Raw genomic sequence first — 21,913 nt, 5'->3', positions numbered from 1 at the left:
AGGTCACCTTTGGCAACCCCTCGGGCCTGGGGAGATGGAAAAGCTCTCCCCTGAGGTTGACCTAGTGATGAAGAATCCTTTACCTGTCCTTGAAGTTTCAAAACAGAACGCTCTTTATGTTGTGTGAAGGCGTCCTGGAGACGCCTTCACACATCCGAACTTACTGGGGGAAGCATGTCCGGAGTGTTCCAGCAGGAGTTGGCCGGTCCCGTGATGTCCGTGCAGCAGAACCATGTGCACAAGAGCAACGGCGCAGAGGTCCTGCTCTCGTCGTGGCGCGTCCTGGCCCCCGACTCCTACAGCGTCACGGCCCACTGGCCGCGGACGCACTCCTTCTACCACCCGGTCCACGGGCTCCACGACCCGCTGCTGCTCGCCGAGTCCGTCCGCCAGGCCGTACCGCTGCTCTCGCACGTCGCCTACGGCGTCCCCTTCGGCCACCGCCAGGCCTGGGAGCATCTGCGCTTCGACCTCAACACCGTCGCGATGATGGTCACCACAGCCCCGGCCCAACTGGAGCTGCGCATCACCTGCTCGGACATAGTCCGCCGCGGTCCACGGCTGGCCGCGCTGACCATGGCCGTGGACGTGGCGCTGGGAGGACAGCGGCTGGGGACTGCCCGGACCCGCTTCAACAACCAGCCGCCCGCCGTCCATCAGCGCCTGCGCGGCCGCTACGCCGACCTCGCCCACGCCGTCGCCCGTGCCCTGCCGCCGGGCTCGCCGATCGATCCGGAGCTGGTGGCCCGCACCCGCCCCGAGGACGTGGTGCTCTCCGCCACCGACCGGCCCGGCCGCTGGCAGCTGCGCGTGGACCTCGCGCACCCCGTCCTCTTCGACCACCCCGTCGACCACGCCCCGGGCATGCTCCTGCTGGAGGCCGCCCGCCAGGCCGCCCACGCGGTGACCGAGCGTCCCTCGACGGTCGTCGGGATGGAGACCGAGTTCACCCGGTACGCCGAGTTCGACGCGCCCTGCTCGGTCTGGGCGGACCGGCTGCCCTCCGACTCGCGGGGCCGGCGCCGGGTCCTGGTCAGCCTGGAACAGAACGGTCTGCGCATCTTCTCCGCCGACGTCACCCTGGAGACCGCGGCCGCCCTGTGACAGAAAGACGCGTGGGGTGGCCGCCCGAGCCGGGCGGCCACCCCACGCGCGAGGAGAAGCGGGAGACCTACTTCGCGGACAGTTCCGCCGCCACCAGCTCCGCGATCTGGACCGCGTTCAGGGCGGCTCCCTTGCGGAGGTTGTCGTTGGAGACGAACAGGGCGAGGCCGTTGTCGACCGTCTCGTCGCGGCGGATACGGCCGACGAAGGAGGCGTCCTGGCCGGCGGCCTGGAGGGGGGTCGGGATGTCCGAGAGGGTCACGCCGGGGGCGCCCGCCAGGATCTCCGTCGCGCGCTCCGGGGAGATGGGGCGGGCGAAGCGGGCGTTGATCTGGAGGGAGTGGCCGGAGAAGACCGGGACGCGTACGCAGGTGCCGGAGACCTTCAGCTCGGGGAGCTCCAGGATCTTGCGGGACTCGTTGCGGAGCTTCTGCTCCTCGTCGGTCTCGTTCAGGCCGTCGTCGACGAGGTTGCCGGCGAACGGCAGGACGTTGAAGGCGATGGGCCGCTTGTAGACCTGCGGCTCGGGGAAGTCGACCGCGCTGCCGTCGTGGGTGAGCTTGTCCGCGTCGGCGGCGACCTTCTGCACCTGGCCGTGCAGCTCGGCCACGCCCGCGAGGCCCGAGCCGGACACCGCCTGGTAGGTGGTGGCGATCAGCGTCTGGAGGCCCGCCTCCGCGTCCAGCACCTTCAGGACCGGCATCGCGGCCATCGTGGTGCAGTTCGGGTTGGCGATGATCCCCTTGGGGCGGTCCGCGATGGCGTGCGGGTTCACCTCGGAGACGACCAGCGGGACCTCGGGGTCCTTGCGCCAGGCGGAGGAGTTGTCGATCACGACCGCGCCCTGCGAGGCGACCTTCTCGGCCAGCGCCTTCGAGGTCGCGCCGCCCGCGGAGAACAGCACGATGTCCAGGCCGGTGTAGTCCGCCGTCGCCGCGTCCTCCACCGTCACGCCGTCCAGGACCGAGCCCGCCGAGCGCGCCGAGGCGAACAGGCGCAGCTCCGTGACCGGGAAGTTCCGCTCCTTGAGGATCCCGCGCATGACCGTGCCGACCTGACCGGTGGCTCCGACGATTCCGACCCTCACGGTGACTCCCTCTGCGTGTCCTGGATGTGTCTGCGGCTTTTCCATCATGCGGCCGACCCGGGTCAGCCTGTCCAATTCTTTGTCCTCCATGCCCGAGGGCTGGGACGCGGGCTCACGATCACCGGTTGCGGAACTCGCGTCGCACCCCCGCTGAGCTGGAGAAATTCGCCCTCCTGCGGCTCCGCGCCGCAAGCCGTGCGGCGCGCCGCGCCCGGTGTGACGTACGCCTCGGAGAAATTCTCCCGGCCCCGGCCGAACGTTTCCGGCGCCACCCGCGTCGTAGGAGAAACGCGGTGAGGGGAGGGTGTCTGTGCTGCGCAGAATCGTCCGCCGTGGCCAGGGGGAACAGCAAGGGGATCCCCTGGACGCGGCGCAGGAACGCCGGGTGCGAGCGGTGCTCGCGCTGGGCGGGGTGCCGCAGGCGGACCTGCCGGACGGGGTGCAGCAGGTCCGCCTGCGGTTGCTGGAGCGGGCGGCCAAGGGCTACGAGGCGCCGCGGGACGTGTCCGCGTGGGCCGCCGTCGTCGCCTCCAACCTCGCCATGGACTGGCACCGGGCGAAGAAGCGCCAGGAGCGGCTGGGGGAGCGGCTGGCCTCGCTCAGGCAGCACGAGCTCCCCTCCGGGGAGGACACCAGCGTGCTGTCCCTCTCCGTCGCGCAGGGCCTGGACGAGCTGCCCGACCAGCAGCGCCAGGTCCTCGTGCTGCGGTTCTTCGCCGACCTGCCGGTGCGCTCGATCGCCCAGGAGCTGGGCGTCCCGGAGGGCACGGTCAAGAGCCGCCTGCACACGGCGGTCCGGGCCCTGCGCGCCCGCCTGCACGAGGACGAGGTGGTGTGACATGAGCGCCGAGAACGAGACGTACGACAGCGACGCGCTCATGGCCGCGATCACCGGTGAGGAGCCGGCCGACGAGGCCCTCGCGGACGCCGCCTTCCTGGCCGGGTACCGGGCCGCCGAGGCCGACATCGCGCTGCTGAGGGAGCAGCTCGGCATCCTCGGCGAGACCCTCGCCGAACCGCCGCCCCAGCCGAAACCCGTTCCCGCGCGGCTACGGCCTTCCCCGGCCCGCCGCCGCGTCCGCACCCTGGCCTTCGGCACCCTCGCCGTGGCCGCCGCCGCGAGTGTCGTCACGGGGCTCGGCTGGCTCCTCGGGCACAGCGGCGGGATGAACCAGGACGCGAGCTCCAGCGCCGACTCGGACTCCAAGGCGGAGGCAGGGGTCCGCTTCGGCAGCCCGGCCTATCTGGCCTGCGCCACGACGGTCGCCGAGGGCGAGGTCACCGCCGTCAAGGAGCTGCCCGCCGGCGGAGAACTACAGGTCACCGTGCACGTCACCCGCTATTACAAGCCGAACCGCGGCGCCGGTGACCTCACCTACGTGATCGGCGAGTACGACCTTCCCGAACCCCTCACCAAGGGCACTCGCGTCCTGTTCGGCGTGCCCGGGGGCTCACCGAGTCCCGACCACTGGGTCGTCGGGGAGAAGGAGATCGCCCTGGAGCGGGCCTGGATCACCGCCTCGCTGCCCGAGTCGCGCACGCTGCCCTGCTGAACCGGGGCACGGGAAAGGGCGGGCGCCCTCACGGACGCCCGCCCCTTCGATCGCCGTACGGAGAAGTGTTACGGCGTGACCTTCTCGATCTTCACGTTGCCGAGGCCGGCGACGGTGCCGCGCGCGTTGACGAGGCTGACCTGGCCGAAGAACTCACGGCCCTCCGGAGCGGGCGCCAGGGCGGTGACGCTGCCGGAGACGGTGGTCGAGGCACCCGTGGCGAGCTTGACCGGGGTGTCGGCGACGGTGACGGTGCCCAGGGCGCTGGAGAAGAACACGTCCTGGTAGTCGTACGCCGTGGAGCCGGCCGGGACCGAGTAGCCCACGACCTCGATGGTGTACGTACCGGCGGCGGGCGAGGCGACCGAGACGGCCTCCTCGGAGTCGCCGTCGGCGGACTGGCCGACCACGGTGCCGGCCGCGTTGTAGACCGTGAGGTCCAGGTCGGCGGAGACGTCGGAGACGTTGCCGATGGCGACGTCCAGCGACGTGGCGCCCGCGGGCACCTCGACCGTGGTGGTCTGGGTGGCGCCCTCGGCGATGGTCGGGCGGGCCGTCTTGGACGAGCCGAGCGGGCCGCCGGCCAGCTTGCCGTCGATCGCGGCGAGGGTGTTGGTCACCTTCCAGGAGGCGGTGGCCGGGGTGCCGACCTTGGCCTCGGGGACGGTCACGGTCTCCGGGTCGAAGACCGCGCCGTAGACGGCGACGTCCAGCTTGTACGGGTTGTCGAGCAGCGGCGAGGTGCGGCGCGACTCGACCTCGATCTCCCAGACACCGGCCTGCGGGTCGGCGTAGGAACGGGCGTCGGGCTTGCAGCCGTTGCCGTCGAGGTAGTTGTTGTAGCAGTTCGGGGTGCTGGTGACGTCGACCGGGACGCCGTAGGGGTGGATGGCGATGAAGCGGGTCTGGCTCTTGTCCTTGAGCCCGCCGATCGCGACCTCCAGCGACTTGGCGCCCGCGGGCACGGTCACGAAGTACGACTGGGTGCTGTTGCGCTGCACGGTGTTCGACGCGGACCAGGTGTACTTCACCGGCGCCGAGACCACGACCGTGTTCAGGATCTGCTGGTCGACGCCCTCGGTCCTCGGGTCGTCGACGACCAGGATCGCGCTCTTGAGGCCCGCGGACCTCGGCTGGGCCTGGACCTTGACGGTCACCGGCTGGTTCAGCGGGAGCTTGATGTCGTCCTTGCCGAGGATCCGGAAGGTGTCACCGGCGTTGTTCTCGAAGTACAGCTCGTGGCGGAGCGCCTTGTCCGCGCCGGACGTACGGGTGACGGTGACGTCGTACGTCTTCTTCTGGCCGGCCTTCAGACCGCCCTCGCGGTCGTAGATGCCGGTGCCGTAGCCCGGGGTCTTCAGGAGCTGGTCGATCGCGGTGTCGACCGGGGCCTTGACGGTGTAGTCGTGGGCGGTGGCGCCGTCCTTGATGGAGTCCCACGCGTCCACGATGTCGATGAGGCCCGCGCCCTCCTCGTACGCCTGCACACCCTTGATGTGGTCGGCGGTCGAGGTCAGGGCGGTGCGCAGGGTGGCCGGGGTCAGCGCGATGTGCTTCTGCTTGGCGGCCGAGATGAGCAGCGCGGAGGCGCCGGTGGCCTGCGGGGAGGCCATCGAGGTGCCCTGGAGCATGGAGTAGCCGGCCGGCAGCGTGTAGCCCGACTCGGCGACCGGGGAGCCCGGCAGCCAGGTCTGGGTGGTGTTGATCGCGGCACCGGGGGCCGACAGGGTCGGCGTGAAGCCGCCGTCCTCACGCGGACCGCGCGAGGAGAACGGCATCATGGCGTACTTCTTCTCCACGGCCGAGCCGTAGTTGGCGGCCCAGGTCTCCTTGGAGATGGTCGCGCCGACCGAGATGACCTTGTCGGCCAGGCCCGGGTCGCCGATGGTGTTCGCGCCGGGGCCGGAGTTGCCCGCGGAGATCACCAGCTGGACGCCGTAGGTGTCGATGAGGCGCGTGTAGAGCTCGGCACGCGCGTTGTTGCCGTCGTTCAGCGCCGGCAGGCCGCCGATCGACATGTTGACGATGTCGACGCCGCGGTTGACGACGAGGTCGATCATGCCCTCGGTCAGCGCCACGTTGGTGCAGCCGCCGGTCCAGGTGCAGGCACGGGAGGAGACGAGCTTCGCGCCCGGGGCCGCGCCGTTCATCTTGCCGCCGAACAGGCCGTTGGCGGCGGTGATGCCGGCCACGTGGGTGCCGTGCTCGGACTCGATGACGCCGATGTTGACGAAGTCGCGCTTCTGGCCGACCCAGTCACCGCCGTAGGGGTCCATCGGGACGTCCTTGCGGATCTCCACGACGAACGGCTGGCGCTCCACCACGTCGGTGGACGGGTCGTCGGTGCCGAAGTACCCGATCTGGAAGCCGTTCTTGTACGGCTTCATCGGGGTGTCGTCACCGAAGTCGTGGTTGTTGTTCAGGTCGACGCGGACCGTGCCGGCGGCGGCGTCGTAGAGCACGCCCCAGCTGTCGGTGGTGTCCCCGTCGCGGTTCGCGTCGCCCTTGGCGTCGCCGCCCGCGGTCACGGACTCGCGGAACAGGTTGACCTGGTACGACCCGGCGGGCGCCGTCCAGGTCTGGCCGCCGTAGCTGAAGCTGGGGCCGGAGACCGAGGTGGTCATCGCGCGCCAGGTGCCGTCGCTGTCGGTGATCGGGTCGGTCGCCGTCACCCAGTCGACGATCTTCCGCTCACCGGTGGTGGTCTTCTGGAGCGCCGGGTGGCCGAGGTCGACACCCGAGTCCAGGATGCCGATGGTGACTCCGCGGCCGTCCGCCTTCGGGTGGTCCTCGACGAAGTCGACGGCGCCCGTCTCGAAGGACGGGTTGTACGGGTTCGTGGCCGGGGTCTTCCTGCCCGGCGCCGGGTAGGCCTTGGTGCCCTTGCTCGCGGCGCCCTTGGCGGTGTCGGCGCTCGGCGTCGGGTCGTCCAGCGGGATGTCCTGCTTGACGTCGATGCCGTGCACGGAGGAGAGCTTCGCGGCGGCGGCGATGGCCGAGTCGGCCTTGCCGGTGGGGACGGTGGCGCGGACGTAGCCGAGCTTGTCGTAGGTCCGGCCCACCGAGCCGCCCTTGACCGCGTCCAGCTGGTCGGCGACCTGCTCGGTCTTCCCCGGGGCGGTGGCCACCATGAGCGTGATGTTCTTGTCGCCGGCGGCCTTGGCCTCGGCGAGCGCGTCGGCGTCGTCCGAACCGAGCTTCTGGTCGGCGGACTTGAGGCCCGGGTCCGACGCCGCGGGGGTGGTGCCCGCGTCTGCGGAGAAGGCCATGGGTATCGGCCCCGCCGCGGACAGCGCGGCGACCAGTCCGGCGGCCGCTGCTATGCGCGCCACACGTCTCGCGCCCGATATCGGGGCGCGCTGGGGGGTGAGGGTCATCGGCATCCCTTGTAGGTAAAGGAACGAGCGGGTGTGTGACCGGGACCGATCGGTCCTGGCCACGGTGATCCGGAAGAAGACCCCGGATGACCGCTCAGCTTTACGCATGGGAAGGATGTTTAGGGAGAGTTGACCGAATCGATATGGGTGTATGGGGAAAACCCGCGATGCCCTTTGGGACATCGGTGAAGGTGCGTGAGGAAGCGGTCAATTCGCCCCGATGGCCTTCACGCTTCCTTGGTGCGCGCGTAATGCCGGGACGCCTTCGCGCGGTTGCCGCAGGTCGCCATCGAGCACCAGCGCCGGGTGCCGTTCCTCGACGTGTCGAAGAAGTGCAGCACGCACGACTCGTGGGCGCATGAGCGGATCCGGTCGGGCGCGGTGTCGAGCAGTTCCAGGTAGTTGCGGGCGGCGAGCCAGGCGGGGCCCCACGCGGGGTCGCTCAACTCGGGCAGTTCGACGGGCCCTTGAGGGGTCAGCGAGAGGCGGACCCGGCCGTGTCCGAGCACGGCGTCGACCAGCGGCGCCCCCTCCTGTGGCGACCCGTCCACCGCGGCCCGCACGGCCTCCCGGGCCTGCCGCACGTTCCGCAGCATCCGGCTGTCGGGGGCGTGCGCGCCGCTCAGCCCGGTCGAGTCGAGCCACACCGCGAGACCGCCGACGTCGGCGAGCAGGTCCTGGAGGGTTCCGTCGCTCATCCACTGCGTGTTGAGCAGGTCCAGCGCGAGCGGTTCGCCGGTGAGCGGGCGGGGGTCGCGGGTGGCGGGCATGGGGGGCTCCCTTTCGTTCTAACCGGTCAAGTGTACGTGACTGGTTGCGCACGGCTCTTCTAACCTTTAAAGTCACCTACAAGGGTTAACCAAGTTGAAGGGGACAGCCGTGACCTTGCGCACCGGCCACATCGGCCTGAACGTCACCGACCTCGACCGTTCGCTCGCCTTCTACCGGGACGTCCTCGGCTTCTCGCTGCTCACCGAGGGCAAGGAGGAGGACGGACCCTCAGGCGGCCGCCGCTACGCCTTCCTCGGCGACGGCGAGCGGCTCGCCCTCACCCTCTGGCAGCAGGCCGGGCAGCCGTACGGCCCCGACCGCGCGGGCCTGCACCACCTGGCCCTGGAGGCGGACTCGATCGAGCGGGTCAGGGAGTACGAGGAGGCGCTGCGGGCCTACGGCGCCGACTTCGCCCACGACGGCGTGGTCGCCCACCGCGAGGGCGCCGGGTCGGGCGGCATCTTCTTCCACGACCCCGACGGCACCCGCCTGGAGATCTCCGTGCCGAGCGGCGCCGAAGGCGCACCCGCACCTTCCGGTACGGCTCCGACCTGCGGGTTCTTCTAGTCATGGGCGTCTATCACGCGGGCTCGCGGGCCGTGCAGGACCGGGTCGGGGTGCGTGCGCAGGCCGATCACGTGGGCCGCTCGGTCGGCCGGGGCATCAGGGAGGTCGCGGCGGCCTTCCTGGAGCTCCAGCCGCTGCTGGTCGTCGGCGCGGCGGATCCCTCGACGGGCCGGGTCTGGGCCTCCCCGCTCACCGGGACGCCGGGCTTCGTGCGGGCGACGGGCCCGCACCGCATCTCGGTCACCACCGCACTACCGCCCTCCGACCCCCTCGCGACGGCCTTCGGCACACCCGGCACCCCCGTCGGCACCATCGCCCTCGCCCCCCGCACCCGCCGCCGGATGCGTCTCAACGGCCGACTCACGCCCACCGCACGGGGGTTCGCGGTGGACGCCGACCAGGTGTTCGCGAACTGCCCGAGGTACCTCCAGCGAAGGGAGTCCTTCGAGCTCGTGCCGGACCGCCGACCGGACGAGCCCCGGCGCACCGCCGAACTCACCGACGAGCAGGCCGGGTTCGTCGCCCTCGCCGACACCTTCTTCCTGGCCACCGTGCACGAGGAGGGGGCCGACGACGAGGGTTCCGTCGGTCACCGGGGCGGCGCCGACGTCAGCCACCGGGGCGGCAACCCCGGCTTCGTACGGGTCGATTCGCCGAACGAGCTCAGCTGGCCCGACTACCCCGGCAACTCCATGTTCCTGACCCTCGGCAACCTCGCCGCGGACCCCCGGGCCGGACTGCTCTTCCTCGACTGGACGACCGGCACCGCACTGCAACTGACCGGCGAGGCGCACACCGAGTTCGGTCCGGAACGCAGGGTCCGCTTCACCCTGCGGGAGGCGATCGAGACCCCGTCCGCCGTCCCGCTGCGCTGGTCCGCGCCCGAATACTCACCGGCCAATCCGGACCCGGCGGGCTAACTTGCCCGTATGCGCAAGAAGTTGAGGGTGGCGGCCTACGCCGTGTGTGTTCGCGACGGACAGATCCTGCTGGCCCGCTGGCTCAACCACGGCCGGCACCAATGGACGCTGCCCGGTGGCGGCATGGACCACGGCGAGGACCTCCATGACACCGTGCTGAGGGAAGTGGCGGAGGAGACGGGGTACCGCGTCGAGGTCACCGGGCTGCTCGGGGTGCGCTCGGTGCGCTTCCCGTCCCGCCGCCGCTTCGGCCGCAGGACCGACCAGCACCACGTGGGGCTCATGTACGAGGCCCGCGTCACCGGCGGCGAACTGCGGTACGAAGTCGGCGGCTCCACCGACATGGCCGCATGGCACGACCTGGACGCGGTACCCGCGCTGAACCGGGTGCCCATGGTCGACTTCGGCCTGCGGCTGTGGCGCGAGCGGCCGGTGACCGGGCGGCCCGCGGACTAGGTGTCGTACCCCGCAAGATGAACACGGCGTGACCGCCCCCCGGCCGTTCGACGAGCGCTCCCGAACGCGCGGGGTGGGCGAAGATCCACGTACGGTGATCGGCGTTGCGCGTTGCCGTCTCGTTCACGCGCAGGTCATTCCCGGTGCCAAGCATCCAGAGCGAGCGGGTTGTTCGCGAACGCGATCACCCGCGACCACTGCCGACGCAGTTCGCACTCGGGGAGATCGCGCCATGTCGCGCATACGCTCTGTCGCCAGCACCACGCCGGCGGTCCACCGCCGTACCGTCCTCGCCGCCGCGGGCGCGGCCGCCGCCTCCGCGGGCGTCGGCTACGCCCTGCGGCCCACCGACAGCCAGGCCGCGACGACCACCGGTGCCGCCGGGGCGCCGATGACCCGGACCGTCCACCGGGCCGCCGCCCCGGTCGAGGCCCCCCTCGCCCCGTACACCCGCGGCACCACCGTCGCCTCCATCGCCGCCCCCCGCACCTCCTCCGGCTACCGGCGCCTCGGCGACGGCCCTGGCTGGAGCCGCACGGTGCGCTCCGAGCTCGCCGCCCCGAAGTCCGGACGGGCCGGCCGCCGCACCTCGCTGGCCGCCTTCGTGCAGTTCACCGACCTGCACCTGATGGACAGCCAGCACCCGGCGCGCCTGGAGTACCTGCGCTCGACCGATGTGCACAGCTGGCGGCCCCAGGAGGCGCTCACCGTGCCCGGCGCGATCTCGCTCGTCGAGCGGATCAACGCGCTGCGCGGCGGACCCGTCACCGGCGCCCCGCTCCAGTTCGCCATGACGACCGGCGACAACACCGACAACAACTCCCACACCGAGCTCGACTGGTTCCTCACCGTCATGAGCGGCGGCCGGATCACCCCCAACTCCGGGGACCCGCGCCACTACGAAGGCGTCCAGAACAGCGGCCTCAAGCAGTACTGGCAGCCCGACTCCACCACCCGCGACCAGGACAAGCAGCTCGGCTTCCCGCACCTCCAGGGCTACCTGGCCGCCGCCATCCGCGAGGTCAACAGCCCCGGCCTGAACATCCCCTGGTACTCCACGGTCGGCAACCACGACAGCCTGCCGCTCGGCTGCTACGGCCACGGCGACTCCTGGCTCGCCGAGTACGCCGTCGGCGGCAAGAAGCTGATGTCGCTGCCCGCGTCCGAGGCGAAGAAGCTCCAGGACATGATCCGCAAGGCCTCCGACCCCCAGGGCCACGCCTTCCGCGACCTGCTCAAGGCGCACACCCGGAACATGCGCTCGGTCACCCCCGACGAGCGGCGCGCCCCCTACACCGCCCGCGACTACCTCAAGGCCCACCTCGACCCCGCGTACCGCGGTGTGGGCCCGGTCGGGCACGGCTACTCCACCGCCAACCTCGACGCGGGCACCCAGTACTACAGCTTCCGCATCGCCGACGACGTGATCGGCATCAGCCTCGACACCACCGACCCGGGCGGCCACTACCAGGGCTCCATCGGCACCAAGCAGCTGCGCTGGCTGGACCAGACGCTGCGGGAGAACAAGGACTCCTTCGTCGTCGTCTTCAGCCACCACACCAGCGACTCGATGGACAACCTGCGCCGGGACCCGGCCCACCCGGGCGAGCGGCGCTACGGCGGCAAGGACGTCGTCGCCCTCCTCGCGAGCCACAGCAACGTCCTGGCCTGGGTCAACGGTCACATCCACCGCAATGTGATCACCGCCCACTCCGCCCCCGACGGCCGCTCCTTCTGGGAGATCTCCACCGCCTCCCACATCGACTTCCCGCACCTGGCCCGGATCATCGAGCTGGTGGACAACAAGGACGGCACCCTCTCGATCTTCACCACCCTGGTCGAGTCCGCGGCCCCCCACCGCACCGACTTCACCGACCTCTCCCAGACCGGCCTCGCCGCCCTCTACCGCGAACTGGCCTACAACGCCCCGGGCTCGAGCGACAAGCTGGGCGGCGGCTCGGCGGACCGCAACACGGAGCTGGTACTGAAGAAGGGCTGAAACCGGCTCAACCCCCTTGATCCACCTCAACCTTCCCTGTCCGTGCCGAGTCTCTCCCGCCGATTGCGCTCGCCGAGCGTGCCGGAACAGGGGGAAGACATGACCGTACGTACGACTGTGGTGGTCGGGGCGACCGCCGTGGCGCTCGCGACCGGCCTCGCCGCCCCGGCGATGGCGGCCGGGGCCGACCCGCACGAGGCCACCCGGCAGGCCGTCCGGGCCGCGGTGAAGGACGGTGTGCCCGGGGTGACGCTCACTGCGAAGGACGGCCGGCGCACCTGGTCGACGACCGCCGGGGTGGGCAACCTCCGCACCCACGCCCCGCGTTCGGCGGACGACCGCTACCGGGTCGGCTCGATCACCAAGACCTTCGTCTCCACCGTCGTGCTCCGACTGGAGGCGGAGGGACGGCTGTCGCTCGACGACACCGTGGAGAAGTGGCTGCCCGGAGTGGTCCACGGCAACGGCCACGACGGCAGCCGGATCACGCTGCGCCAGCTGCTCAACCACACGAGCGGGATCTTCAACTACACCGCCGACGAGACCTTCGGGCGCACCTATTTCCTCAAGGACGGCTTCCTCGGGCACCGTTACGACACCAAGACCCCCGAGCAGCTCGTGGCGGTGGCCATGGCCCACCAGCCGGACTTCGCGCCGGGCACCTCCTGGAACTACTCCAACACCAACTACGTGCTGGCCGGCATGGTGATCCAGAAGGTCACCGGTCGGTCGTACGGCGAGGAGATCCGGGACCGGATCATCGAGCCCCTCCACCTCACCGCCACCTCGGTCCCCGGCACCCGCGTCACCGTCCCGCGGCCCAGCAGCCGGGCCTACTCCAAGCTCGCGCAGACGGCGACGGGACCGACGTACGACGTCACGAGGCTGAACCCCTCACTGGCCTCCTCGGCGGGCGAGATGATCTCCGACTCGGCCGACCTCGACCGCTTCTACTCCGCCCTGCTGAAGGGCAGGCTGCTGCCGCCGAAGCAGCTGAAGGAGATGAAGGCCACGGTGACCGTCGAGGGGATCCCGAACGCCGGCTACGGCCTCGGGCTCATCGACCGCAAGCTCAGCTGCGGGGTCCATGTCTGGGGCCACGACGGCGGCATCCACGGCTCCAACTCCGTGGCCGTGACCACGGCCGACGGCCGGCACTCCCTCGCCTTCAACTTCAACGGCGACTGGTCGGGGGACACCGACGCGGTGGTCGAGGCGGAGTTCTGCGGCAGGTAGACGCCCCGACCCCGGCCGGAAGCACGCAGTTCATCCGGACGTAACGTCCGTACCGCCTCATATCGGCTAACCCGCACTTCACGGGGATGGCTCGATCTGTGTGCAAGGCGGGTGGTCGTGTGCGTACGGGACACGAACTGCGGGTGCTGTCGGTCTACGAGGGCTTCTTCTCCGGTGGGGCCCGGATCGTCCACAGCGACATCGTGCTGGGCCTCACCGAGGGCGGCCAGCGGCACCAGGTGCTGAGCCTGCACGGCGAGGTGCACCGGGAGGCGACCCGGCAGCGGATGACGGACGACACCTGCTACCGAGCGCTGACCGCCGCCGGAGTGGGCGTCACCTCCCTCGGCCGCACCTTCCACGGCCCCGGCGTTCCGGCCGGCTTCACCGGCCCGGAGCTGGCCGAGACCGCCCGGGCCACGGCCGGCGCCGACGTCGTCCTCTCCCTCAAGGAGCAGCCGCTCGCGATGCTCAACCAGGCGGGCCTGCCGCGCCGCCCGGTCGTGGTCTGTCTGCACCGCTCCGACCCGGAGAACCAGGGCACCGCCCTCGGCGAACTGAAGGCCGCCATCGCCGACGGCACGGTCGTGGCCTGCGTCTGCTGCGCCGAGTCGACGCGGGCCGCCTACCAGGCCGCGGGCGTCCCGGCCGACCTGCTCCACGTGATCCCCAACGGCGTCGACCTCGCCCGCTTCCGCCCCGACGCGGCCCGCCGCCGTGCCCTGCGCGCGGAGCTCGGCATCGACCCCGCGGCCCCCGTGGTCGTCTTCGCCGCCCGCTACGACGGCATGAAGAACGTCCCCCTGCTGCTCGCCGCCGCCCGCGCCTGGCTCGCCCGCGTCCCGGACGGCCGGGTGCTGCTGTGCGGGGCGGGCATGACGGCGGCGAACCCCGGACTCATCGCCGACATCGCGACGGCGTTCGCGGGAGCCGCGGGCCTGGCGGACCGGGGGCTGCGCCTGCTCGGTGTCCGCCGTGACATGGAGCTGCTGTACGCCGCCTCCGACGTCGTCGCCCTCACCTCCGCGTGGGGCGAGGCGGCCCCGCTGTGCCTGATCGAGGGCATGATGTGCGGCGCGGTCCCGGTGGCGACGGACGTCGGCGACAGCGCGGCGATCGTCGCGGGCGTCGGTCTGGTCACCGACCCGGACCCGGAGGCGATCGCGGCGGCCTGGTCGCGGGCGGTGGCCTCACGCGCCGACCTCGCCCCGGCCCTCGCGGCGAGCCGGGAACGCTTCAGCCGTACGAGGATGATCGCGTCGTACGCGGCCCTGCTGGACCGCGCCGCCACGAACGCCACCCGCCCGGCGCTTCCGGAGCCGTTCTAGACCCGGGGTACGCGACGAGGAGGGGCCCCCGGTTCCCCAGTCCCGGTGGGCCCCTCCTCTCCCCTCCTGATCCCTCCCCGGTCCGTCACTACCGGGGCAGGACCACGACATAGGCCGCGGGATCTCGGTCGCCGGAGGCCATCAGGGCCGTACGGACGACCGTGGCCTGCTGTTCCATCGCGTCGCGGAGCTTGCGCGGGGTGATGTGGACAACCGTGATGCCGAGCCGCTCCAGGTGCTCGCGCTTGCGCGCGTACTCGGACCAGAGCGCGTCCTCGTCCTGCCGGGGCGCCCGGGTGTCCAGCTCCACCGCCACGGCCTGCTCGGGCCAGTACGCGTCCAGGCCGCCCAGGTGCGGTCCGCCCGGGAGCCGCAGGTCGACGTTCCACACCGGGTCGGGCAGACCGTACTCCCGGACCATCCGGTACAGGCGGTCCTCCGCGATGGCGCGGCCCTCGGCGAGCAGGGAGTCCACCGCGTCCACCACGTGCGGTCGGCTCAGCAGCTTGGCGTTGTTCAACTCCCGTACGACGGCGGCCGGTTCGCAGTGGCCGCCGCGCACCGCCTCGGTCAGCAGCCGGCGTACCGCGCCCGGGTCCGTCAGCTCGGTGACCGCGTCCGCGAGGGCGCGCGGCACCGGGGCGACCGGGAGACCGGTGACCTGCTCGGGGGCCGGGAGCGCCGAGGTGCGGACGATCCGCGCGCCGCCCGCCGAGCGCAGCCGGCGCATCCGCGGCACCAGCACGTCGATCCGGTCCAGGGAGAGCAGCGGCGGGGTCGAGCTGAAGCCGTGCAGGGTCAGCGCCGCCAGGCCCGTGATCATGGCCTCGGCGTACACCGGCCGGTGCGGGTCCTCCGCGCCCGGCTGGGCGGGCACCCCGGTGCCGCGTTCCCGTGCCGCGTACATCAGCACCGCGTGCAGCCGCTCCTCGCTGGTCGGCGGGCCCGGGTGGAGCAGGAAGACACCCGGGAGGAGCTGCTGCCAGGGGCCGCCGGGCCGGCACTGCTCGTTGGCTTCGGCGGCCGAGACGCCCTGCGAACGGAGGCGGCCGGCCGTCATGACACGGCGGTGCACCTCGGCGAGGTGACGAAGGGGGCGGGGGGAGAGCGGGGGGACCGGGGTGTTGTGGTTCATGCAGCGGAGATTCCCGCACCTGATCGGCCCGCTAACCGCTGTTACAAGCCCGTCGACAAATACGGACAAGGCAGCACTAAAGGACGGGTGTTCGGATGCCGAGTAGGCAGCGAAAACCCCTGGTCCATTCGGGTGGGACCAGGGGTTACGGCCGCTGGGGAACGAATTTCGTAACGGCTACCGGACGCTCAAGCTCAGGCCAGAGGTCAGCCCCGGTTGACGGCCTGCGCGTCGCACGCCTGCCCCCGCAGCGTCCGCGCCAGATCGTCCCGCCCCTCAAGGACCAGCCTGCGCAGCGCCGGCGCCGCGTCCTCGTGCGCCGCGAGCCACGCGTCGGCCGCGTCCAGTGTGGCCCCCGAGTCCTGGAGCGAGGGGAACAGCCCCGAGACGATGTTCATCGCGATCTGGATCGAACGGTCCCGCCAGATCCGGGTGAGCGCCGCGAAGTACTTCTCCGTGTAGGGGGCGAGCAGCTCCCGCTGGCTCGGCCGGCCCCAGCCCGCGATCGTCGCCTCGGCCAGCGCGTTGGACAGCGCGTCCGACTCCACGACCTGCGCCCAGCCCTGCGCCTTCACCGCGGCGGACGGCCGCGCGGCCAGGCACCGCACCTGGTGGCGCTTGCCGGACGCGGTGTCGTCCCGGGCCAGCTCCGCCTCCAGCTCCTTCTCACCGGCGAGCCCGTGCACCACGAGCGGCTCCAGGAACGCCCACCGCAGCTCCTGGTCGACCTCCAGACCCGGCACCGTCGACGTGCCGTCCAGCAGCCCCCGCAGCAGGTCGAAGCCGCCCGCGGTCTCGGCCGTGCGGGCGAAGAAGCGTGCCCACGCCAGCTGGTGCTCGCTGCCCGGCTCGGCCCGCTCCAGCAGCTCCCGCTCGGCGCACTCGGCGAGCAGGGCGGCGCCGCGCGGACGCCAGTCGGGGGCCGCGTAGTGCGTGACCGCCGACTCGGCCCAGGCGTGCAGCATCTGCACCACACCGATGTCCGACTCGCGCCCCGCGAACCGCGTCACCAGCTCCACGAAGTCCCGCGCCGGCAGCAGCGCGTCCCGTGTCATGTTCCACAGCGCCGACCAGCACAGGGCGCGGGCCAGCGGGTCGGACACCGAGCCGAGCCCGGACTTCAGGGTCTCCAGGGAGCCCGCGTCGAAGCGGGTCTTGCAGTACGTCAGGTCGTCGTCGTTGACCAGCACCAGCTCCGGTGCCTCGGCACCGGCCAGCTCCGCCACGACCGTGCGCGGGCCGTCGACGTCGACCTCGGCGCGCGCGTACCGCTCCAGCGCCCCGTCCGCCGAGGAGCGGTACAGCCCCACCGCCACCCGGTGCGGCCGCAGCTCGGGGTGCGACTCCGCGGCCTCCTGCACGACCGCGAGCTCGTCCACGAGCCCTTCCCTGGACAGCAGCACCTGCGGGGTGAGCGAGTTGACCCCGGCCGTCTGGAGCCAGGACCGCGCCCACGCGCCCATGTCACGGCCGCTGGTCTCCTCCAGGACCGACAGCAGGTCACCGAGCCGCGTGTTGCCGTACGCGTGCCGCTTGAAGTACCGCCGCGCGCCTTCGAGGAACGCGTCCTGGCCGACGTACGCGACGAGCTGCTTCAGTACGGAGGCGCCCTTGGCGTAGGTGATGCCGTCGAAGTTGAGCTTGGCGTCCTGGAGGTCGCGGATGTCAGCGGTGATCGGGTGCGTGGAGGGCAGCTGGTCGGCGCGGTAGGCCCAGGCCTTGCGGCGGTTGGCGAAGGTGATCCAGGCGTCCTTGAAGCGGGTCGCGCCCACGTTGGCGAAGGTGCCCATGAAGTCCGCGAAGGACTCCTTCAGCCACAGGTCGTCCCACCACACCATGGTGACCAGGTCGCCGAACCACATGTGCGCCATCTCGTGCAGGACGACGTTGGCCCGGCCCTCGTAGGACGCCTGCGTGACCTTGCCCCGGAAGATGAACTCCTCGCGGAAGGTCACCAGACCCGGGTTCTCCATCGCCCCGAGGTTGTACTCGGGCACGAACGCCTGGTCGTACTTCCCGAAGGGGTACGGGTAGTCGAAGTGCTCGTGGAAGAAGTCCAGCCCCTGCTTGGTCACGAGGAACACGTCGTCGGAGTCGAAGTGGGGGGCGAGCCCCTTGCGGCACAGGGCGCCGAGGGGGATCTCCAGACGGGTGCCGTCCTCGAGGACCCGCTCGTAGGAGTCCGTCACGTAGTGGTAGGGACCGGCCACCACACACGTGATGTACGTCGAGATCGGCTTGGTCTCCGCGAACCGCCACACGCCGTCGCTCTCCGCGCCGACCCCGTTGCTCCACACCGTCCAGCCCTCGGGCGCCCGCACCTCGAAGCGGTACGGCGCCTTCAGGTCCGGCTGCTCGAAGTTGGCGAAGACCCGGCGGGAGTCGGCCGGCTCGTACTGCGTGTAGAGGTAGACCTCACCGTCCTCGGGGTCGACGAAGCGGTGCATGCCCTCGCCGGTGCGGGAGTAGGCGCACTGGGCGTCGACGACCAGTTCGTTGTCCGCGGCCAGGTCCTCCAGGGCGATCCGGGAGCCGTCGAAGACCTCGCCCGGGTCGAGGTCCCGCCCGTTCAGCGACACGGCCGTGACGCTCGGCGCGATCAGGTCCGCGAAACTGGTGGCCCCCGGCTCGTTGCACCGGAAGCGGATCGTGGTCACGGACCGGAAGGTGCGCGGACCGTCCCCGGCCTGGTCGCCGACCGCCGAGCGCAGGTCGAGCGACACGTCGTACCCGTCGACGGACAGCAGGGCGGCCCGCTCCCGGGCCTCGTCACGGGACAGATTCTCACCGGGCACGGGCGATGCTCCCTCGGATGGTGTTCAGCATGCGGACAGGCCCGATCCTGCCATGTGCTCCTGACATCGGTCAGCCGGGAATGGGCGGGGTGCGGCCGACGTTCTCCTGGCAATCGAACACTTCTTGAGGAGACGCATGTCCGAGACCACCTCCACGAAGACCCCCGTCGACTTCTGGTTCGACCCGCTGTGCCCTTGGGCCTGGATGACTTCCCGCTGGGTCCTGGAGGTGGAGAAGGTCCGCGACATCGAGGTGCGCTGGCACATCATGAGCCTGGCCGTGCTCAACGAGCCGAAGCTCGACGAGCTGCCCGAGGAGTACCGCGAGCTCCTGGAGACCAAGGCCTGGCAGCCGATCCGGGTGGTCACCGCGGCCTGGCAGAAGCACGGCTCCGACATCCTCGGCCCGCTGTACACGGCGCTCGGCACCCGGATCCACAACGAGGGCCAGGGCCCGACGCGCGAGGCCGTCGAGGGCGCCCTCGCGGACGTCGGCCTGCCCGCCGACCTGATCGAGTACTTCGACCAGAAGGACTTCGAGTTCGACGCCGAGCTGCGCGCCTCCCACAAGGAGGGCATCGACAAGGTCGGCCAGGACGTCGGCACCCCGGTCATCGCGGTCCCGGGCCCCGACGGCGGGCAGATCGCCTTCTTCGGCCCGGTCGTCACCCCGGCCCCCAAGGGCGAGGAGGCCGCCCGCCTCTGGGACGGCACGGTGGCGGTCGCCTCGGTCCCGGGTTTCTACGAGATCAAGCGCACCCGCACCAAGGGCCCCGACTTCAGCAACCTGTAGTCACTTCTCCGGCTCGGGGAAGGAACCTCCGTCGTTCTGATCCCCGAGCCGCTGATATCGCAGACACCCTTCACGGGCACACCGGTAGTACGAGCCCAGGCGCGTGTGCTTGGGCTTGTGCTCCCGGACGAACTTCTGCTCCTCGTCGGTGAGAGCCCGGAACTCCTGAAGCGACCCACCACAATTCGAGCACCGCATGAACATCGAGTACTCCAGTCCACCCAGGGGCGCGGGGCTGTATCGATATGCGGCTCCGCCGCGTGGGCGCGACCAGCCACGACGGTGCCGCGGCTAACGACCGGCCGTCCCCCGAGCCACATCCAACCGCGCCAAATGCTCCTGAAACCCCTCGGCGTAATACGCGGAACGCCCAGGATCCGGCTCAACAATCGCCGTAGGTTCCGTCCAGACCCCGGCATCAAGAGACACCCCGTACCGCTCAGCCGCGGCCAGCACCGCCCCCCGAGCCCCCACCTCCCCCTCCACCACCCTGAGCGGCCGCCCGAGCACATCGGCCAGCAACCGCATCCACGCCGAACTCCGCGTCCCCCCACCGCACACCGCGAGCGACCCCGTCAGCCCGGCCGCCTCCAGACAGTGCCGAGCCGCGTACCCGATCCCCTCACAGGTCGCCCGGATCAGATCGGCCTTGGTCGTCTCCAGCGACACCCCGCTCAGTTCGGCCCGCAGATGAGGCTCGACGAAGGGCGCCCGCTCCCCGGAGGGAGCGAAGTACGGCAGCACCCGCACCCCGTGCGCCCCCGGAGGAGTCGACGCCAGCAACCCGTCCACCTCCGCATGCGTCACCCCCGTCGTCGACAGCACCCAGTCCAGCGCGGCCGTCCCCACCATCGCCGGCATGGCCCGCAGCCGATACCCCGGCCGGTCGGTCGAGATGTACAGCCCGGCCGGCTCACCGCTCAGATCCAGCTCGGTCGTGGCGACCAGCGCGGCGAGACACGTACCGACGATGAGCAGTCCGTCCCCCGGCTCCGTGACCCCCGCCCCCAGCGCACAGGCCGGCAGATCGTACGGACCGTTCGAGAGCCGCGTCCCGGACGGCAGTCCCTCCCCCCGAGCCGCCCCCGTGGCGATCCGGTCCTCGACGGAGGGCAGCAACCGACGCCGGCGCGTGAGCCCCAGCAGCTCCACCACCCGGTTGTCGTACGTCCGGGTCCGCGGATCGAGGAACGGCATGGACGCGTCCGACACGTCCGTCAAAGCCCGCGCAGCACCCGTCAGCCGCTGGAAGACCATGTCCTTGCAGTACACGGCGGCCGCGGCAGAGTCCAGGGACTTCGGGTCGTACCGGTCCAGCCAGGCCAGCAGCGGACCCGGTGAACCCGGGAACATCGCGCCGCCGGTCCGCCGGAACACCGTCTCGAAGGTGCCGTCCGCCAGCCACTGGTCGAGCAGTTCGTGTGCCCGCCCGTCCATCCAGGACACCGCGGACCGCACCGGCCGGCCCTCCTTGTCGACCAGCCACACGCCGTCGCCCTGTCCGGTCAGCCCGGCCAGCTCCACCGGCTCCGGCACCCGCGCGGTCAGCTTGCCGAGGACGTCGACGACGGCGTCGTAGACCTCGGTCATGTCCTGCTCGACGAAGCCGCCGCGCAGGGAGAGCTCCACCGGGCGCGACTCGACGGCCAGTTGGCGTCCCTCACCGTCGAAGGCGGCGGCCTTGACGACGGACGTGCCCACATCGATACCGACGTACATACGCATTCCCTTCTACGGCCGTCAGGTCAGGCAGTGCGCCAACCGCTCCCCGCGCGCCCAGCGGCCCACCTCCTCCGCCGCGATCCTCGCCGCCTTCTCCGCCACCGCCCGGCTCGCCCCGCCGAGGTGCGGGGTCAGGACGACCCGGTCGGCCAGGGCGTGCAGCCGGGAGTCCGCGGGCAGCGGTTCGAGCTCGTAGGTGTCGAGGGCGGCCGCCGACAGCCGGCCGGCCTCCAGGGCGTCGCACAGGGCGCTCTCGTCGATCAGCGGGCCGCGCGCCACGTTCACCACGACCGACCCCTCCGGCAGCAGCGCCAGCTCGCGGGCGCCGATCAGACCGCGGGTCTCGGCGGTGAGCCGGGCGTGCAGGGTGATGACCCGGGAGCGGGCGAGGAGCTGGTCCAGGGAGTTCACCCGCAGGCCGTGGATCTCGCCGCGCACATAGGGGTCGTACACCATGACCTGCGCCCCGAAGGCGCACAGCACGCGCGCGACCCGGCTGCCGACGGCGCCGTAGCCGACGAGTCCGACGGGCAGGTCCTCCAGCTCCAGGCCGCTGTGCTCGTAGGTGTAGTAGGCGGCGCCGCTCTCCCAGCGGTCCTGTGCGGCCAGGAGGTGGTGGGCCTGCGGGATGCGGCGCAGGGCGGCGAGCAGCATGCCGACGGTGAACTCGGCGGTGGCGGCGGCGTTGCGCCCGGGCGCGAAGCACACCCGTACGTCGTGGGCCTTGGCCGCGTCGAGGTTCACGTTGACCGGGCCGCCCCGGCACACCACGACCAGCTTCAGCCGGTCGGCGGCGTCGAGCACCCGCTCGGTGACGGGGCCCATCTGGGTGACGAGGACCTCCGCGCCGTCCAGCGCCTCGATCAGCTCGTCCTCGGCGTCACTGGCCTCCGTCACCTCGGAGACGGGCCCGAAGGGTTCGAGGGGCCAGCCGAGCGTCAACTCCTTCGTCTCCACGGCGATGTCGCCCAGCTCGGCCTCGACGGCCCCGGCGATCAGCCCCGGCAGTACGAAGTGGTCGCCGGCCGCCACGACACGTACGGGATCGGTCCTGTGGGTCATCGTCGACC

The 21,913-nt window shown here is 71.3% G+C and carries 17 protein-coding genes; 10 read left to right on the top strand and 7 right to left on the bottom strand.

Features of this window, described 5'->3' with window-relative positions; genetic code table 11:
- The first annotated feature begins 174 nt into the window (after positions 1-174).
- Positions 175-1,104 carry a ScbA/BarX family gamma-butyrolactone biosynthesis protein gene (locus tag AC2XR2_RS15065; RefSeq protein WP_381309124.1) on the top strand — a complete coding sequence of 310 codons (930 nt, stop codon included), beginning with the start codon at positions 175-177 and terminating at the stop codon, positions 1,102-1,104.
- Between the two features lie 67 nt (positions 1,105-1,171).
- Here the strand turns inward: AC2XR2_RS15065 and AC2XR2_RS15060 are convergent, their stop codons facing one another.
- Positions 1,172-2,191 (bottom strand): aspartate-semialdehyde dehydrogenase, encoded by a 1,020-nt coding sequence (locus AC2XR2_RS15060; protein ID WP_381299990.1) that lies wholly within the window; start codon positions 2,189-2,191, stop codon positions 1,172-1,174.
- A gap of 304 nt (positions 2,192-2,495) precedes the next feature.
- Between AC2XR2_RS15060 and AC2XR2_RS15055 the strand changes: the two genes are divergently transcribed.
- Together AC2XR2_RS15055 and AC2XR2_RS15050 are read left to right on the top strand one after the other, a co-directional pair.
- Positions 2,496-3,029 (top strand): sigma-70 family RNA polymerase sigma factor, encoded by a 534-nt coding sequence (locus tag AC2XR2_RS15055; RefSeq protein WP_381299989.1) that lies wholly within the window; start codon positions 2,496-2,498, stop codon positions 3,027-3,029.
- A gap of 1 nt (position 3,030) precedes the next feature.
- Positions 3,031-3,744 carry a hypothetical protein gene (locus AC2XR2_RS15050; protein WP_491515292.1) on the top strand — a complete coding sequence of 238 codons (714 nt, stop codon included), beginning with the start codon at positions 3,031-3,033 and terminating at the stop codon, positions 3,742-3,744.
- A 68-nt stretch (positions 3,745-3,812) separates the two neighbouring features.
- Here AC2XR2_RS15050 and AC2XR2_RS15045 read toward each other — a convergent pair whose 3' ends face one another.
- Positions 3,813-7,121, bottom strand: a complete 3,309-nt coding sequence (locus AC2XR2_RS15045; protein ID WP_491515291.1) for a S8 family serine peptidase — start codon at positions 7,119-7,121, stop codon at positions 3,813-3,815.
- 227 nt (positions 7,122-7,348) lie between these two features.
- Positions 7,349-7,891, bottom strand: coding sequence for a CGNR zinc finger domain-containing protein (locus AC2XR2_RS15040; RefSeq protein WP_381299986.1), 543 nt, complete (start codon positions 7,889-7,891; stop codon positions 7,349-7,351).
- A 109-nt stretch (positions 7,892-8,000) separates the two neighbouring features.
- On the opposite strand from AC2XR2_RS15040, the gene AC2XR2_RS15035 reads away from it, so the two are divergent.
- The 6 genes from AC2XR2_RS15035 (at position 8,001) to AC2XR2_RS15010 (ending at position 14,398) form a co-directional block, all read left to right on the top strand.
- Positions 8,001-8,459 carry a VOC family protein gene (locus AC2XR2_RS15035; protein WP_491515290.1) on the top strand — a complete coding sequence of 153 codons (459 nt, stop codon included), beginning with the start codon at positions 8,001-8,003 and terminating at the stop codon, positions 8,457-8,459.
- A 2-nt stretch (positions 8,460-8,461) separates the two neighbouring features.
- Positions 8,462-9,379, top strand: a complete 918-nt coding sequence (locus AC2XR2_RS15030; protein ID WP_491515289.1) for a pyridoxamine 5'-phosphate oxidase family protein — start codon at positions 8,462-8,464, stop codon at positions 9,377-9,379.
- Positions 9,380-9,388: 9 nt separating this feature from the next.
- A complete protein-coding gene (locus AC2XR2_RS15025; RefSeq protein WP_491515288.1) occupies positions 9,389-9,835 on the top strand; it encodes an NUDIX domain-containing protein in 447 nt (148 codons plus the stop codon).
- A gap of 232 nt (positions 9,836-10,067) precedes the next feature.
- Positions 10,068-11,834, top strand: a complete 1,767-nt coding sequence (locus tag AC2XR2_RS15020; protein ID WP_491515287.1) for a TIGR03767 family metallophosphoesterase — start codon at positions 10,068-10,070, stop codon at positions 11,832-11,834.
- Positions 11,835-11,933: 99 nt separating this feature from the next.
- Positions 11,934-13,070 (top strand): serine hydrolase domain-containing protein, encoded by a 1,137-nt coding sequence (locus AC2XR2_RS15015; protein ID WP_491515286.1) that lies wholly within the window; start codon positions 11,934-11,936, stop codon positions 13,068-13,070.
- Positions 13,071-13,213: 143 nt separating this feature from the next.
- A complete protein-coding gene (locus AC2XR2_RS15010; protein WP_491518455.1) occupies positions 13,214-14,398 on the top strand; it encodes a glycosyltransferase in 1,185 nt (394 codons plus the stop codon).
- 88 nt (positions 14,399-14,486) lie between these two features.
- On the opposite strand, the gene AC2XR2_RS15005 is transcribed toward AC2XR2_RS15010, so the two are convergent.
- The gene (locus AC2XR2_RS15005) at positions 14,487-15,533 is read right to left on the bottom strand and encodes a hypothetical protein (RefSeq protein ID WP_330266910.1); all 1,047 of its coding nucleotides are present in this window, start codon (positions 15,531-15,533) and stop codon (positions 14,487-14,489) included.
- Between the two features lie 206 nt (positions 15,534-15,739).
- On the bottom strand, positions 15,740-18,328 hold the full coding sequence (gene pepN, locus AC2XR2_RS15000; protein WP_381299978.1) for an aminopeptidase N: 2,589 nt from the start codon (positions 18,326-18,328) through the stop codon (positions 15,740-15,742).
- 136 nt (positions 18,329-18,464) lie between these two features.
- On the opposite strand from pepN, the gene AC2XR2_RS14995 reads away from it, so the two are divergent.
- Entirely contained in the window at positions 18,465-19,121 is a 657-nt protein-coding gene (locus AC2XR2_RS14995) for a mycothiol-dependent nitroreductase Rv2466c family protein (protein WP_381299976.1), read from the top strand.
- Positions 19,122-19,412: 291 nt separating this feature from the next.
- Here AC2XR2_RS14995 and AC2XR2_RS14990 read toward each other — a convergent pair whose 3' ends face one another.
- Positions 19,413-20,840, bottom strand: coding sequence for an FGGY family carbohydrate kinase (locus AC2XR2_RS14990; protein ID WP_491515285.1), 1,428 nt, complete (start codon positions 20,838-20,840; stop codon positions 19,413-19,415).
- A gap of 21 nt (positions 20,841-20,861) precedes the next feature.
- Positions 20,862-21,905: a 2-hydroxyacid dehydrogenase gene (locus tag AC2XR2_RS14985; protein ID WP_381299974.1), complete on the bottom strand. Its 1,044-nt coding sequence runs from the start codon at positions 21,903-21,905 to the stop codon at positions 20,862-20,864.
- Between the last annotated feature and the right edge of the window lie 8 nt (positions 21,906-21,913).

This window comes from Streptomyces sp. LS-MS-L19, from assembly GCF_058382285.1.
The sequence above is the reverse complement of the archived record's forward strand: the minus strand, read 5'-3'. Positions and strand labels throughout refer to the sequence as shown.